The organism is Stenotrophomonas maltophilia group sp. SKK55 (assembly GCF_057179845.1).
In genome coordinates this window covers 363,895-378,948 of the sequence record NZ_JBXUHP010000059.1, presented here as the reverse complement: position 1 = coordinate 378,948, position 15,054 = coordinate 363,895, and the positions used below count along the sequence as shown (strand labels likewise).

The 15,054-nt window shown below is 66.3% G+C and carries 13 protein-coding genes and 1 pseudogene; 3 read left to right on the top strand and 11 right to left on the bottom strand.

Annotated features, from left to right (window positions below):
* Positions 1-2 precede the first annotated feature (2 nt).
* Entirely contained in the window at positions 3-761 is a 759-nt protein-coding gene (locus tag AC2A1N_RS19830) for a SapC family protein (RefSeq protein WP_242892841.1), read from the bottom strand.
* A 130-nt stretch (positions 762-891) separates the two neighbouring features.
* On the bottom strand, positions 892-4,020 hold the full coding sequence (locus AC2A1N_RS19825) for a TonB-dependent receptor (RefSeq protein ID WP_484373228.1): 3,129 nt from the start codon (positions 4,018-4,020) through the stop codon (positions 892-894).
* Positions 4,021-4,435: 415 nt separating this feature from the next.
* Here AC2A1N_RS19825 and AC2A1N_RS19820 point away from each other — a divergent pair, with 415 nt between their 5' ends.
* A complete protein-coding gene (locus AC2A1N_RS19820; protein ID WP_061478290.1) occupies positions 4,436-4,996 on the top strand; it encodes a fasciclin domain-containing protein in 561 nt (186 codons plus the stop codon).
* A 97-nt stretch (positions 4,997-5,093) separates the two neighbouring features.
* Here AC2A1N_RS19820 and AC2A1N_RS19815 read toward each other — a convergent pair whose 3' ends face one another.
* Together AC2A1N_RS19815 and AC2A1N_RS19810 are read right to left on the bottom strand one after the other, a co-directional pair.
* Positions 5,094-5,306 carry a hypothetical protein gene (locus AC2A1N_RS19815; protein ID WP_134968614.1) on the bottom strand — a complete coding sequence of 71 codons (213 nt, stop codon included), beginning with the start codon at positions 5,304-5,306 and terminating at the stop codon, positions 5,094-5,096.
* A 106-nt stretch (positions 5,307-5,412) separates the two neighbouring features.
* Positions 5,413-5,652, bottom strand: a pseudogene (locus tag AC2A1N_RS19810) (penicillin-binding protein); the annotation flags it as partial.
* A 451-nt stretch (positions 5,653-6,103) separates the two neighbouring features.
* Here AC2A1N_RS19810 and AC2A1N_RS19805 point away from each other — a divergent pair.
* Positions 6,104-7,351: an arsenic transporter gene (locus tag AC2A1N_RS19805; RefSeq protein WP_242890994.1), complete on the top strand. Its 1,248-nt coding sequence runs from the start codon at positions 6,104-6,106 to the stop codon at positions 7,349-7,351.
* Between the two features lie 24 nt (positions 7,352-7,375).
* On the opposite strand, the gene AC2A1N_RS19800 is transcribed toward AC2A1N_RS19805, so the two are convergent.
* From AC2A1N_RS19800 to AC2A1N_RS19780, 5 genes are all read right to left on the bottom strand, one after another.
* Complete coding sequence (locus tag AC2A1N_RS19800) at positions 7,376-8,809, bottom strand: OprO/OprP family phosphate-selective porin (RefSeq protein WP_242890992.1); 1,434 nt, start codon at positions 8,807-8,809, stop codon at positions 7,376-7,378.
* 134 nt (positions 8,810-8,943) lie between these two features.
* Positions 8,944-9,720 (bottom strand): ABC transporter permease, encoded by a 777-nt coding sequence (locus tag AC2A1N_RS19795; RefSeq protein ID WP_005409726.1) that lies wholly within the window; start codon positions 9,718-9,720, stop codon positions 8,944-8,946.
* On the bottom strand, positions 9,704-10,537 hold the full coding sequence (locus AC2A1N_RS19790) for an ABC transporter ATP-binding protein (RefSeq protein ID WP_484373225.1): 834 nt from the start codon (positions 10,535-10,537) through the stop codon (positions 9,704-9,706). The genes AC2A1N_RS19795 and AC2A1N_RS19790 overlap by 17 nt, the downstream gene beginning before the upstream one ends.
* Before the next feature lie 14 nt (positions 10,538-10,551).
* The gene (locus AC2A1N_RS19785) at positions 10,552-11,610 is read right to left on the bottom strand and encodes an ABC transporter substrate-binding protein (RefSeq protein ID WP_242890986.1); all 1,059 of its coding nucleotides are present in this window, start codon (positions 11,608-11,610) and stop codon (positions 10,552-10,554) included.
* 75 nt (positions 11,611-11,685) lie between these two features.
* On the bottom strand, positions 11,686-12,807 hold the full coding sequence (locus tag AC2A1N_RS19780) for a 4-oxalomesaconate tautomerase (protein WP_242890998.1): 1,122 nt from the start codon (positions 12,805-12,807) through the stop codon (positions 11,686-11,688).
* A gap of 109 nt (positions 12,808-12,916) precedes the next feature.
* Here AC2A1N_RS19780 and AC2A1N_RS19775 point away from each other — a divergent pair, with 109 nt between their 5' ends.
* The gene (locus tag AC2A1N_RS19775) at positions 12,917-13,819 is read left to right on the top strand and encodes a LysR family transcriptional regulator (RefSeq protein ID WP_010485668.1); all 903 of its coding nucleotides are present in this window, start codon (positions 12,917-12,919) and stop codon (positions 13,817-13,819) included.
* Positions 13,820-13,880: 61 nt separating this feature from the next.
* Here the strand turns inward: AC2A1N_RS19775 and AC2A1N_RS19770 are convergent, their stop codons facing one another.
* Both AC2A1N_RS19770 and AC2A1N_RS19765 read right to left on the bottom strand, forming a co-directional pair.
* The gene (locus AC2A1N_RS19770; RefSeq protein ID WP_242890984.1) at positions 13,881-14,255 is read right to left on the bottom strand and encodes a hypothetical protein; all 375 of its coding nucleotides are present in this window, start codon (positions 14,253-14,255) and stop codon (positions 13,881-13,883) included.
* Positions 14,256-14,363: 108 nt separating this feature from the next.
* A complete protein-coding gene (locus AC2A1N_RS19765) occupies positions 14,364-14,891 on the bottom strand; it encodes a DUF6622 family protein (protein WP_242890982.1) in 528 nt (175 codons plus the stop codon).
* Positions 14,892-15,054 lie beyond the last annotated feature (163 nt).

Here is a 15,054-nt window from a genome sequence, read left to right as displayed (position 1 = left end):
GGTCAGTTCCTGGCCGCCTGCGCGGTGCCGTCCTGGACGCGGAGACGGCGCTGCTTCTCGGCGATCAGGCGGCGCATGTTATGCAGCGAGGCAAGCATCAGGTACGCACCTTCCAGGTAACCGGCGCGGTTCAACGCAGCCAGTCGCGAACTGTCCAGCGCCGCCAGGCGCTCGCGGTCGATGCCATGCAATCCGCTCACGCTCACCCGGTGGTGCGGCGCGATCTGCACGTCGAGCGTGACCGGCTGGATGAGGCCGCAGTCGTCGAGCATCGTGAACATACTGGCCGCGAAGGCGCTGCCCTCGTGGATGCCGCGCAGCACCCCGGCGATGTGATCCAGGTAAGGGGTGTTGCCGCCCTGCGGCAGGAACACCGGCTCCCCGCCCCCGTCGGTGACGCGCGGATGGTCCAGGTCCACGTGCATCACCGCATCGTGCGTGAGCAGACCATCGACGTAGTGCTCCTGGAAGCCGATCAGGAACGGCCCTTTGGCGGCCGCGCCTGGCAGGTAGGTAGCATTCCAGCGCCCGTCCTGCAGGAACAGGTTCTCGTGTTGTTCGAAACCCAGCAGGGCCACCGACTGCCACGCTTCCGTCCCGGTTTCCCTGCGCAGGAAGATCGGATACTCACGCTGCAGTTCGGCGAACTCGCTGGGATAGGCCGGCACCATGCCCACCGCATCGCCGAACTGCGGCCCGAATCCGGTGGCGACCTTCAGGTCCCGATGCGCGATGTTGTTGAGCATTTCGTAGCGGGCCATCAGGGTATCCAGTCCAGTGCGGGGTGGCTGGCCGGCAGCGTAGCGCAGGCGCGACAGGTGCGGCGACACCGTCCCGGCACGGCACCGCTGGCGGGCAGCGGTGCCGTGCCGGACGCGTCGGCAACCAGGCTCAGAACTTGTAGCGGACGCCCAGCATGTAGCGCGGGCTCTGGTCAGCCAGCTTGACGATCATCTGCGAGGTGCGCGAGCGCCACCGCACATCCTCGCCGGTCAGGTTGATCGCCTCCAGGCTGAAGGACCAGTGGTCATCCAGCGCGTAGTTGACGCTGAGATCCCATTGCTCGTACGGCTCCACATAGTACGGATTGCGGCTGGAGCCCTGGTTGGCCAGGATCAGGTACTGGTCGCGCCAGTTCCATGCCAGGCGCACCGACCACCCGTACTTCTCGTACATCAGCATGGCGTTGGCGGTGTCGCTCAGGCCGGTGAGCGAGAACTGGTCGATGCCCGGATCGCCGCCGTTGTTGTAGCCGACATCACCTTTCACCACCGTGTAGTTGGCCAGTACGCCGAACCCGGTGTCACCGAAGAAGTACTGCCCGCCCAGCTCCCAGCCGTGCAGCTTGGACTTGTTCTGGTTGATCGGGCGATTGACGTTGAACTGGTACAGCGGATCGTTGGCCTGCCCATACAGATCGTAGGCCGCTTCGGTAGCCAGAACCTGCGCATCGGTTCCGTTGTAGGCGCCCAGGCCAGCAGGATTGTTGCGCAGCAACGCCAGCGCGGTGAACAGCGAGGTGTCGTTGGCCGAGCAGGCGGCCGCGTTGGTCGGCCCGACCTGGGCGACGCAGGCGCCGCTGGTCAGGAAGTCCAACGCCGCCCGCGCATCCGGCCCGGAGGTCGGGTCGGTGAGGCCGTACAGGCTTTCCTGGACGACGGTGTTGCCGATGAAGTTGCTGACCGACTTGTTCCAGTAGGTCAATGACACGTAGCTGGCATCGGCGAAGTACCACTCCAGCCCCAGGTCGAGGTTGTCCGATTCCAGCGGCTTCAGGCTCGGGTTCTGCGAATTGCCGCTGGCGCGCGACGAGGGATCGATCAGCACCGAGCCGAACGGCTGCTGGGCCCCGGGTCCTGCATAGAGATTGCCGTACGGCGCGCGGGCGATGCTCTTGCCGAACGAAACGCGGCCCTTCAGTTCCTCGGTGAGGTCGATGCTGAAATCAAGGTTGGGCAGGATGTAGCTGTAGCGCGCCTTCTCTGTGAAGGGCTGCTGCTCATCGGACAGCACGATGCGGAAATCGTTGTTGGCCTGCCACTCGATGGACTCGGGGACAGCAATGACCGAGGTCGACACCACGTCAGTGGTTTCATAGCGCACGCCCAGGCGGGTGTTGGTGCGCATGCCACCCAGCTCCCCGTCCAGCTCCACCTGGAAGTACGCCGCCTTGGTCTTCTCTTCCACGAAGTTGTCGGCCGCGCGTTGCGGGTTCACACCCAGGCCGACGCCGTACTCGCGCGATGCCCATTGCGCGAGCTGCCCGGCATTGCCGCGCCAGGCGGGCCAGCTGTTGGCACTGTAGTCGTCGAACAGGCCGACGATGCTGACCGGCTGCAGCAGGTCCATCAGGCCTGCGGCGGTATCCCGGTCCACGTTGGCCACGCCCCAGTCGCCCAGGGTCGAGTAGGCCTCGGCGGCCTGGATGCGGTGGGTGGTGGACTTGTTGGTGTCCACGCCGAACTGGAAGCGCCCGTGGTCGAAGTTCCATTCGCCATCGACGCGCGCCTGCTTGATCTCGCTGATCTGGGTCTGCGCGTTGACGCGCAGCACCTGCGTGCCAACCTCGCCTTCCTGGAAGCCCGGGTTGACCACGCCATTGGTCCCGGCGACCGCATCGGCGGTGCTGGGATACCAGACCTGGGTGCCAACCGGCAGGCCATTGTTGAAGTTCAGCTCCTGTACCCAGGAGCCACCGCAATGCGGGCCACGGGTACAGTTGTTGGTGCCGGCGATGCTCATGAAGATCGAACCACCGCCGGTGAGCGGGTCATTCGGTCGGCTCTCGTTCTTCGAGTTGTGCGCATCGAAGCTGAGCTTGAAGCGGTCGCTGACATTCCAGACGGCGTTGAAGCCCAGCGAGCCCAGCTTGTATTCCTGCATGCTGCGCTGCTGTTCCAGGCCGAAATCCTTGGTGCCGGCGATTTCACGGATGTAGACCGGCGTCGCGACGGCGCCACTGGTGTCGAACTCGACGTTGGTGTAGTTGCTGTTCTGCAGCCACATGCCCTGCTCGCCACGATTCTCGGTGATTTCGTTGGTCGAGTAGGTGTAATCCACGGTCAGGGTCAGGCTGTCCGTCGGTGCGAACTGCAGCACGGCCTGGCCGTTGATGCGTTCGCGTTCGAATTCGGAGAACGCGTAGCGCAGGTCGTTGGGCCGCGCGTAAAGCTGGCCGACGGCCGGGGCATTGACCACGGTCGGGTTGCCCGGCATCGACCCCGTCCACGGCTGCACGTTCCAGTAGTTCTCCGTGGCTTGGACCGAGCCACCCTTGCGCTTCTGCTGGCTCGCGCTGAGGCTGACGCCAAAGGTCTTTTCCGGATTGCTGTAGCTGAAAATGCCCGACAGCTCCGGTGTCAGGTCATTGTCGAACGGCTGGCTCTGGTCGGACACCAGTTTCGCCCCGGCGTTGGCCACGATGCCGGCGTGATCGAGCGGGCGCGAGGTCAGGATATTGATCGTCGCGCCGATGCCACCGCTGGGCACCTGCGCCTGGCTGGTCTTGTAGACCTCGATACCATTGATGGCCTCGGCGGCCAGCTGCGCGAAATTGAAGGCGCGGGTGCCGCCGTCGACACCGCCGATGGCGACCTGTCCAGAGGCACCGAATGCATCGGCACCCGGCATCTGCCGACCGTTGAGCGTGACCATGTTGAACTGGGGGCCGAAGCCACGCGCGGTCACCTGCGCACCCTCGCCGTCACGGCGCTCGATGGAGATGCCGGTGATGCGCTGCAACGACTCGGCAAGATTGGTATCGGGGAACTTGCCGATGTCCTCGGCACTGATCGCGTCGACCACGCCCGCCGAGTCGCGCTTGATGTCCATGGCCTGGCTCAGGCTGTTGCGTATGCCCGTGACCTGCACTGCATCAAGCTGGGTGGGTTGCGACTGGCTCTGCGGCTGCGGCCCGGTCGCCGGTGCGGCGTCCTGCGCAAAGGCGGGATTGATGACCAGGGCACCACCCACGAAGGTGAACATGGCCCGGGACCGGAACTTCGCCAACGCGCGGCTCATGAACCGGACCTCGGGCCCGGGGTGCCACGGAAACTGCAGGTGCTCATGAAAGTCCCCTCTGACATACGATCGAATGGATGTACCGCCCCCTCCCAGGGGCACGCACGGGCGTGGCCCGCATTCCAAACCGAACAGCACGGGTGCTCGGGCACGCCGCGACTTACACTTGCTTTTCAAGCCTGCCAGGACAAACACGCGGCAAAGAAGGCAGCCTCCCGGACCCTGGATCCCCGTCCGACTGGTAGCGCTACCATCGCGTTGCAGCGGAGAGTAATCACCGAGGTTCGCCGTTGTCACCATGCAGCGCAGCAAAACCGGCAGCGCGCCAATGACTCGGCCGTTGCTGCATCCGGTCACGCTCACCCGACGTAGGAAAGATGCCCGCACTTGCGGGTCATCCAGAAAGGAACGCACCGTGAACGCTCTTCAGCGCATCGCCGCCGCAGTCGGCTTCGCCGTACTCGTTTCGTCCGGCTCCTCGGTTTTCGCCGCCAACACCGTCATCGTGGGCGGGGCAGAAATGTACCCCACCAGGACCATCGTCGAGAACGCCGTCAATTCCAAGGATCACACCACGCTGGTTGCAGCGGTCAAAGCAGCCGGCCTGGTCGACACCCTCAACGGCGCCGGGCCCTTCACTGTTTTCGCGCCCACCAATGCGGCCTTCGAAAAGCTGCCTGCAGGCACTGTCGATACACTGGTGAAGCCCGAAAACAAGGCACAGCTGACCCGGATCCTGACCTACCACGTCGTCCCGGGCAGCTACAGTTCGGCCCAGCTTCTGGCCGATGCCCGCAAGCACGGCGGCAAGGCCACCCTGAAGACCGTGCAGGGTGAGCCTCTCACCGTGGCGCTCCACGATGGCAAGCTCTGGGTCATCGACGCAAAGGGTGGAAAGGCAGGCATCAGCATTGCAGATGTCGGCCAGTCCAACGGCGTCATCCACGTGGTCGACACCGTGCTGATGCCCAAGTAAGCGGCCTCACGCAACGGGCATCCGGCGCGATGCCCGTTGCCCGGGGCCCGTCATCCCGACGTCACCATGCGGATCCCTGCCCGGCATGGCGTCGTGGCTACCACTCCGGCCCGAGCAGCTTGGTCACTTCGGCCTCCAGTTTCTGCACGGCCTCGTCCTGGGAGGCGACCTTGATGCACAGCCCCGACTGCGCCGGCCCCGGCACCAGCTGGTAGCGGTTGATGGTGCCGCCACCGTCGCCGTCCAGCGCTACCCGCGCCACTACCGTTCGGCCATTGGCGTGGAAGGTCCAGTCCTGATAATCAAACATGCCTAAGTTGGTGTGCGGCCAGGATGTCATCCCACTTTAGGCGGCACGCCAGTGAAGAACGCTCCAGGAAGATGTTCAGCGCGCGTGGACATGATGGCGACAGGGCCTATCGCAGTGTCCGCGCCAACTGCAGGACATCGGCGAAGAAGGAGGGATAGTCGTCCTGTGGAGCGCTGTGGGTCTCGCGCCGGTGGACCAGACGCACGGCGACCACCCGCTGTTCCGGGACGATCATCAGGTATTGGCCCAGGTAGCCGTTGGCGGCAAAGCCGACGACCGGTCCCCGTGTGATGTCGTAGAGATCGGCGAGCTTCAGTCCGCGCGCGGAGATCTGGCTGCGGCGGCGGGCTTCAGCTCAAGCAGCGTCTCCCGGTGGTGCATCACCAGGACCGCATCGGAATGCGCGGCGCGCGCGTTGCGCTCGATCGCGGCAAGGGCTTCGGCACGCGGCGCCGCTTGGCTGGCCCGGTGATGCCGAACACCAGGGCCAGGGCGCAGGACAACCAGCAGGATCCTGGCATCGCAATCTCGTCCAATGAGTGTGCGTGCAGCGTGACTACATGTGTAGTCCCACTGCAGTGGCTGAAGTGATGGCGCGCTTGCGTGCTGGACGTGGGCTGGGCGCCGCCCCGGCCCACCTGCAACGCGGTCGTCCGCGCGGTCGCCATGCCGCGCCGCACGGTATGATGCGGCGACCCGGAACCTGCGATGATTGCAGCGGCCGCCCATCCGCTGATCGCGCGCGCCAGGCCCCCCCTGCGCCGGGGTCGCTGCAGGTGCCGCTGAAGCCCCACTCCATGCTTGCCTCCCAAGCCCCCCTCCTGATCTGGGCAGCGGTCGCCGTTGCCACCCTCGGCCTGCTGTTCCGTCCTTTCCGCATCCCCGAATATGTGTGGGCGCTGGGCGCTGCCGCCGTGTTGCCGTTGCTGGGCGCAGTGTCGCTGCACACCGCATGGGGCGCGGTGGCCGAAGGCCGCGACGTCTACCTGTTCCTGGTCGGCATGATGGTGCTGGCCGAACTGGCGCGGCGCGAAGGCCTGTTCGATTGGCTGGCGTTGTACGCGGTGCGGCATGCGGGCGGATCCGGGCGACGCCTGTTCGACCTGGTGTTCCTGGTCGGCACGCTGGTGACGGTGTTCCTGTCCAACGATGCAACGGCCGTAGTGCTGACGCCGGCGGTCTACGCCGCCTGCAAGGCGGCGCGCGCCAACCCCCTGCCCTACCTGTTTGTCTGTGCCTTCATCGCCAATGCGGCCAGCTTCGTGCTGCCCATTTCCAATCCGGCCAACCTGGTGGTGTACGGCCAGCACATGCCGCCGCTGCTGCAGTGGCTGGCGCAGTTCGCGCTGCCGTCGGCGGCGGCGATCGGTGCCACCTATCTGGTCCTGCGCTGGGTGCACCGGCGCGAGATCGCCCAGCCGCTGGTGGCCGCGCCGGCGCATCGCCCGTTGACCGACGGCGGCCGGCTGAGCGCACTGGGCGTGCTGTTCACCGGCACCGTGTTGCTGGTCACGTCCGCCTTGAACGGGCCATTGGGCCTGACCACGTTCTGCGCGGGCACGCTGAGTGTGGCCGTGGTGGCGATCCGCCAGCGGCGCAGCCCGCTGCCACTGCTGCGACACGTGTCCTGGGGCGTGCTGCCGCTGGTGGCGGGACTGTTCGTGCTGGTGGAAGCGGTGGCGCAGACCGGTGTCATCCAGAGCGCGGCCAGCGCGCTGCAGGCCGTGGCGCAGGCGTCTCCCCGCCAGGCCAGCTGGCTGGCCGGTGGCGCGGCTGCGCTGCTGAGCAACGTGGCCAACAATCTGCCGGTCGGCCTGGCCGCCGGTTCGCTGGGGCAGATGGCCGACCTGCCGGCGCAGACCCGTGCCGCATTGCTGGTCGGCGTGGATCTGGGACCCAACCTGTCGGTCACCGGTTCGCTGGCGACGATGCTGTGGCTGGTGGCGCTGCGCCGCGAGGGCGAGCATGTCAGCGCGCTCGACTTCCTGCGCGTCGGCGCGCTGGTGATGCCGCCGGCGTTGATCGGAGCATTGCTGCTGCTCTGATCGGCGCGCGAGCGGCATGCGCTTCTAGAAGGCCACCTGCAGGCGGGTGTTGAAGGTGGTGCCTTCATCCCTGCCCTGGCCGGTGCCGCTGCGGTTGCGGGTCTGCCAACGGATCGCCTCGAACATCACGCGGCTGAAGTCGTTGAGATACCAGTTCGCACCCAGCGTCCACGCGTGGCCGGTACCGCCACTGGGCAGCTCGGCATAGTCCACGTCCTCGTAGCGCCCCTTCAGTTCCCATGCCCCGGCGCCGCCGCGGGTGACCGGGTCAGCCACCTTCACCCGGCCCCAGGTGCCGGCCTTGCCCGAATAGGCCGGCCTTGCACCGGCCAGGAACCAGCCCGCCGAAATCGCCCAGGCCTCGTGGTCCAGATCGTAGCGCCCGCTGGCGTCGGCCCCGCGCAGGTTGCGCGTACCCCATTCGCCGGTCGCCCAGGCCGGCCCGAAGAAGCCTGCCAGTTCCGCGCCATAGGACGTGCTGCGCTCGGCGCCCAGCAGTGTGCCCGGCACGATCTTGACCAGGTCGTTGAAGTGCCCGGCGATGGCCGAACTGCGGACGACGCCGCTGGCGCCTGCGGCAATCTCCTCGTGGAAGGCCCAGGCCCCCAGGTGCACCGTGACTGCGTCGTTGGCCACCGGGTTCCAATGCACGCGCGTGGCCCAGGTCTGGCTGTCGTTGTCGGTGCCGGCGTTGTTGAGATCGTTGCCGGCCACCGACAGGCTGGCATGCCAGTCCTTGCCGTACACGCGCTCGGTCAGGCCGACACCGAACAGGCCACGCTGCGGCAGCATCAGCGTGCCGACCACGTTGCGGTCCTGGAACGGCGTGTTGGACGTGCTGCTGGAGCCGTCGATACCCCGGTCGTTGAGGCGGTTGCCCACGGTCAGGTCGGCCGGCAGCCCGAACAGGCGGTGGTCCACGGTGGCGTAGACCGACTTCCACGCCACCGCGTTGTCGGCGAAGTCACCTTCCACCGCCCAGCCGAGGATGCCGTAGCGGCCTTCGGCGCCCAGCCGCACCGAGCGGATCTCGGTACCGGAGATGTTGCGGTCACTCACTGACGATCCATCGGTGCTGGATGCGTCGACGAACAGGCGTCCGCGCGGACGGAACGCCACGGTGCCGTCGGCACTGCTGAACTCCGGTGCGCCCTTGGACCAGGTGACCTTGGGCGCCTTGGCCTGGCTGGATTCCAGTGCGGCGACGCGGGTGTCCAGCGCGGGGGGCTGCGTTGCGGCCGCCGCACCGGCGGTGCTGTGCCCGCCCTCCACGGCACGCAGGCGCGCCTCCAACTGCTGGATCTGCAGCGCCTGCTGCTGCACCAGGCGTGAGAGTTCGGCCTGGCTCAGTGGTGCGGGTGGGGACGAAACAGCCTGTGCGCCAGCATGGCCACTGGCCAACAGCAGGCCGAGCGCGACCGACAGCGCTGCCGGTGGCAGCACGGTGGAATGGTTCATGGACTCTCTCTCCGGCCAGCCGGCCCCCTGGCCCGGCGCTGGCCTGTTGCGGTGGTGCGGGGGAAGATCGGGGGAGGAAGCGCGCGCCGCCGGATCGTCCCGGCGGCGCGGCAGGCGGGTTCAGCCCGGCCCGGTCAGCTGGTGGCCTGGGCCTGGGCGTTGGGACGCCAGGTGATCAGCTTGTTTTCGACCACGTCCAGCAGCGCGTCGATGACCAGCACGAAGGCGGCCAGGATGATGATGCCGGCAAACACACCGACGGCGTTGAAGTTGCCTTCTGCCTGCGCGATCAGGTAGCCCAGGCCCGCCGAGGCGCCGAGGTACTCGCCGATGATCGCGCCTACCACGGCGAAGCCCACCGAGGTGCGCAGCGAGGACAGGATCCAGCTGGCTGCTGCCGGGAAGTAGACATGGCGTAGCAGGTCGCTGCGGCTTGCGCCCAGGATGCGGGCATTGGCCAGTACCACCGGATTCACCTCGCGTACGCCCTGCATGGCATTGAAGAACGTGGTGAAGAACACCAGGGTGACCGCCAGCGCCACCTTCGACCACAGGCCCAGCCCCAGCCACAACACGAAAATCGGGGCCAGCACCACGCGCGGAATTGCGTTGAAGCCTTTGATGAAGGGATCGAGGATGCGCGCCGAGCGGCGGCTCAGGCCCAACCAGACACCGCCGGCCACGCCGAGGCCGGTGCCGATGATGTAGCCCAGCGCGGTTTCGGTCAGGGTGATGTAGACGTGCTGGTAGAACGACGTATCGGACAGCCAGGTCCAGGCCTGCTGCACGATCGCCGTTGGCGACGGGAAGAAGAACGGATCGATCACGCCCAGCGCGATGCCGCCCTCCCAGCCGCCGAACACGGCGACTACCAGGGCCAGTTGGATGAACTTGTCAGTCTTGGCGTGCATAGCTCTTCTCCACTTCGCCGCGCAGGCAGGCCCAGATGTCGCGGTACAGGTCGGTGAAACGGTCATCCAGCTTGATCTCGGCCACATTGCGCGGACGCTCCAGATCCACGTCGAAGCTGCGCACGACACGGCTGGCTGGGCCGGAGGACAGCACCACCACGCGGTCCCCCAGGGCGATCGCTTCTTCCAGATCGTGGGTGATCAGGATCACCGAGCGCCGGTCCTCCTGCCACAGGCGCAGCAGTTCGTTCTGCATCAGGTGCCGGGTGTGGATGTCCAGCGCCGAGAAAGGTTCGTCCATCAGGATCACCTTCGGCTCGACGATCAGCGCCTGCGCCATCTGCACGCGCTTGCGCTGGCCACCGGACAACTGGTGCGGATAGCGGTCCTCGAAACCGGCCAGGCCGACCTTGGCCAGCCACGCGTTGGCCTTGGCCTTGCGTTCGGCTTCGGGCACACCACGGAAGCGCAGGCCGAGCTCAACGTTCTGGTAAGCCGTCTTCCACGGCAGCAGCGCGTCCTGCTGGAACAGGTAGCCGACCGACTCCTGGACGCCGCTGACGGCGCGGCCATCGATGCTGACCTGGCCGGACGACGGCTTCAGCAGGCCCGCCACGGAATTGAGGATGGTGCTCTTGCCGCAGCCGGTCGGCCCGACGATGGCAAGGAACTCGCCGTCCCCCACCTGGATGTCGACATCACGGACGGCGGTGAATTCGCCGAAGGACATGGTCACCTTGTTGATGGCGACCATGGTCTGTGCAGGCTCCAGCTGCGGCGCGCCATTGAACTGGCGCACGGTGGCATTGAGGGCCATGGGGTTACCTCCGCTTACGGTTGGGCAGCCGGCGCCGCAGCGCTGGCACGCTCGACGAAGGCATTGGTGTAGGTGCGGGACAGATCGATGTTGGCCTTGGCCACATCCGTATTGAACTCGCGCAGCACCTTCAACGGCGTTTCCAGATCAGCCGGCGTGAAATGACCGTCGCGGGTGAATATCGCGCGGGCGTTCTCCACCGCGCGCGCATAGGTGGCGCGGTCGCCAGAAACGTAGCTGTCCGGCAGCGCCGCAACGATGTCTTCAGCACTGTTGTCGGCGATGAACTTCAACGCCATCTGTTCGGCGCGGGCGATCTTCTCGGCCGCTTCGGGGCGCTTGTCCAGGAAGCTCTGATTGGCGTACATCACCGAGGTCGGGTACAGGCCGCCATAGACCTGGCGGGCGCCGTCATCGCTGCGCGCGTCGAGGAGGATCCTGCCGACCTTGCGCTCGGTGATCAGGGTGGCGGCCGGGTCGTAGTTGACCAGCAGGTCGATCTTGCCCTGCTCCAGCGCGGCCACCGCAGCGGCGCCCGAGCCGACGCCGATCAGCGAGACACTGTCGACGGGGATATCGTGCTGAGCGAGGAAGTGACGGACGAAGAAGTCCGACGATGAGCCCGGCGCGGTGATCCCGACCTTCTGGCCCTTGATGGTTTCCGGCCGTGCCGGATCGAAGCTGGCATCCTCGCGGCCGGCCATCACCAGGCCGGAGTTGCGCGAGAGCAGCACGAAGGCCACCACGTCCTTGCCCTTGGCCTGCATCTGGATGGTGTGGTCGTAGAAGCCGACGGCCACATCGGTGGAATTGGCCACCAGCGCCTGCAATACCTTGGAGCCGCCCTGGGCGAAGTTCTCGGTCTTCACCTGCAGGCCGACGTCCTTGAAGTAGCCCTTGGCGTCGGCGATGAAGAACGGCAGGTTGTTGAGGTTGTAGGAGCCGACGCTGATGCGTACCGGTGCATTGTCACCACCGCCGGCGGATGCGCCTTCGGTGCGCCCGCTGTTGCTACATCCGGCCGCGGCCAGACCAGCCGCGCACAGCGCGGCCATCAAGAACTGCTTGTACATCATCCCTCCCAGGAGTGAAGCATCTACGTTGTAATGGCGGGCATGCGCACCTGCGCCGGCCCGTCCGGGTTCAGATCATGCCGCTGACGTCCATTGGCGGGCTTGGGTGGAACCGGCCACGGCAAGTGCTGGCGTGGTGGAAAACACGCGTCCTTCGAACAGCCGGCGTGCGGTGCGCACGACGCTGGCAACGACCGGCGCGTCCTGCGAGCTGCGACTGAGGCCCACCTCCAGGGCCCCGCTCGGATGTTCGAGGGTAATGCTGCCGGGAACGGACAGGCATCCGACCAAAGTGTGGGCCAGCGTGCCCGGCGTAACGGCCGCGGTGGCCAGGCCGACCGCGCCGGTAATGGCCAGCGCGGTGTGGCATTGATGCGGCATGAAATAGCGCACCTGCAGATCGCCCCCATGTTGCGGCGCCGACAGCAGCACCGGCTTGGGGATGACCTTGTTGCCGGCGTCGGCGATGCCCATGCGGGCGCCTGCCTCGATGCGCAGCGCTTCCAGCCGGTGCATGAACGCTGCGTCCGCGTTCAGTTCGGCGGGCGGGGTATCGCCGCGCACGCCCAGATCTTCTGCGCGCACCAGCATCATCGGCATCGCGCAGTCCACCAGGCTGACCGGCACGCCATCGATGGCCTCCTGCGCGTGGCCGCTGGGCAGCAGCTTGCCGGTGCGGGCGCCTGCCGCATCAAGGAAGGAGAGCCTGACCGGCGAGGCCGAGCCCGGCGCGCCGGCAATTCGCGTGTCACCTCGGTACACCACGTTGCCGCCGGGCGTTTCCACCGTGGCGATGATCAGCTTGCCGGTGTTGACGTTGTGGATGCGCACCTCGGTCTGCGGATCCTGCGCCTGCACCAGCCCACGCTCGATGGCATACGGGCCTACGGCCGCCAGCATGTTGCCGCAGTTCGGCGAGGTATCCACCACCTGCTGCTCTACCCGTACCTGGGCGAACAGGTAGTCGACATCGGCGTCCGGACGGCTGGAGCGGTCGATGATCGCCACCTTGCTGGTCAGCGCGTTGCCACCGCCGATGCCGTCGATCTGCAACGGATGGCCCGAGCCCATCACTTCCAGCAGCAGGCGATCGCGTTCGGCGGTGTCCATCGGAAGGTCGCTGGCCAGGAAGAACGGGCCTTTGGAGGTGCCGCCGCGCATGAGGACGCAGGGAATGCTGAGCAGATCGTTGGACATACGTGTGCTAGATTGATGCGTATAGGGGATGAATGACCCCTCTGTGATTCGATACTGGCATGGCCCCAATTGATCTGTGAATTGCTGATTTTTGGATGATTGATACCCCATGAGCATCAATTGCGAAATCCTGGATCTACGCGCCTTCCTGCTGGTCTCGGAGACCCGCAGCTTCCATCGCGCCGCGGAAATCCTGCACGTCTCCCAGCCAGCACTCAGCCGGCGGATCCAGAAGCTGGAACAGGCGGTGGGGTCGCCGCTGCTGGAGCGCACCACGCGCAGCGTCAGTACCACCGCTGTCGGCGAGAACCTGCTGCCGCTGGTGCGCCGCATGCTGGAGGAATTCGATGGATCACTGTTCTCGCTGCGCGGCCGCGAAGACACCCGCGGCGCGACAGTGACCATCGCCTGCCTGCCGACGGCGGCGTTCTACTTCCTGCCCAGCGTGATGGCGCGTTTCCACGAAGCGCACCCGAACGTGCGCTTCCGCATCCTGGATATCCCGGCGACGGAGGGTCTGCAGGCAGTGGAACGTGGCGAAGTGGAGTTCGGCATCAACTTCATGGGCGCCAACGATCCGAATCTCGATTTCGACGTACTGGCAGAGGACCCGTTCGTGCTGGCGTGCCGTCGCGATCATCCGCTGGCGCGCAAGCGCAAGGTGGAATGGGCCGACCTGGCCGAGCACCAGTTGATCACCGTGCATCGCACCAGCGGCAACCGCACGCTGCTGGATGGTGCGCTGGCGCGCGAGAACCTCAAGTTGAGCTGGCACTACGAAGTGACCCACCTGTCGACGTCACTGGGCATGGTCGAGGCAGGCATCGGCGTGTCGGTGCTACCGAAGATGGCCACGCCGGACGGGGATCACCCCACCCTGGTGACACGCGCGATCGGCAACCCGGTGGTGTCACGCACGATCGGCATCGTCCGCCGCCGCGGCGCCCTGCTCTCGCCCACGGCGGAGCGATTCCTGCAGATGCTGATGAGCCAGTGGCGCGGGGAGGCGTGAGCAACTGCGCGGTTCACGCGCCTATGCGTTCCGGCGCGCCAGACGCTGGCAGGGCCGCCCTTCATGACGAAGCCGCGAACGCAATACCTGCAAGCGATCCCACGGCCCCCCATGAGAGCGTGGCGAATGCAGTCAGCAGTACCTTCCGGTGGACGGCCTGCGCTTCGTTCTGGGCCTCCGACCGTCGCGCATAGGGCCTGGAGAAACCCAGGAGTTCGCCGGTGACTGTCAGCGCCCCCATGAAGATCAGTGCGGTCACGCAGAAGCCAAAAATGGAACCAATGAGGGCCACATGCTGGGCATCGCCAATAGCCGGCTGAGTGCCGGCCAAACCCTCTACAAGCTGGCCCGTCCACCGTGCGGGCAGCCAGGCCAGGGCGGCGACAATGCTGAAGTGACTGGCCACGTTGATCCAGAACCAGGATGTGGTCTTCATGACGTCAGCGTTTCCGGTGGTGGCCAGTGGTGGGCATCGTGACGCCTGCGTCAGCCCCGCACAACCCTGCATGGGGAAGCCGGCCAGCGGCCGGCACTACCAGTTCAATCAGCCTGCGGTTTCCAGCCCCTTGCCTGCCGCATCCATCCGCAGCGAGGCCAGGTATCGGCCGTACTTGCCGACGAAGATGCCGGTGAATCCGCCTGCCAGCAGCAGGTAGGCGGCATTGAAACCAGCATTGGCGGACAGCGACGGCGACACCGCAAATGCGACTTCGAACCCGTACTTCACCAGGAAAGTGATCAACAGCAGCGGCAGCAGGCTGAAATCCGCGTTGCGCCAGAGCTTGCCGGTACTGCGGTCCAGCGTCAGCTTCAACCGATTCAGCAGCAGCCAGGCAAGCGCGGCGCCCGTGGCGATGCCGGCCAGCCATTCGCTCCAGGCGCTCAGCGACGCGCCGAAGCGATGACTGACCGACCACGCACCCCAGACGGCGAACAAGGCGGGTACGATCGCCAGCTTCTGCAGCGAGGTCTCGGCCGGCTTCATGGCGGCGACGCCACGGGTGACCAGGAAGGCCAGGAGCAGCCAGACCCAGATCGGCGTCTGCGAGGCGAGGTGCTGAAGCATGCTCATGAGCGGTCCCCTTGGTGAGTGGTGGCGAGGTTCCCTCGCCTTGGCGCTCACTATTCGCTTCCGCCCGGGTTGCAGCCAGTGACAGCTGTCAGCCATCGCGGGTTACGCCGAGGCGCGCCCGCCCTGCCCTCACCCGGCCGGGCACATGCCGTTAACGGCCCGG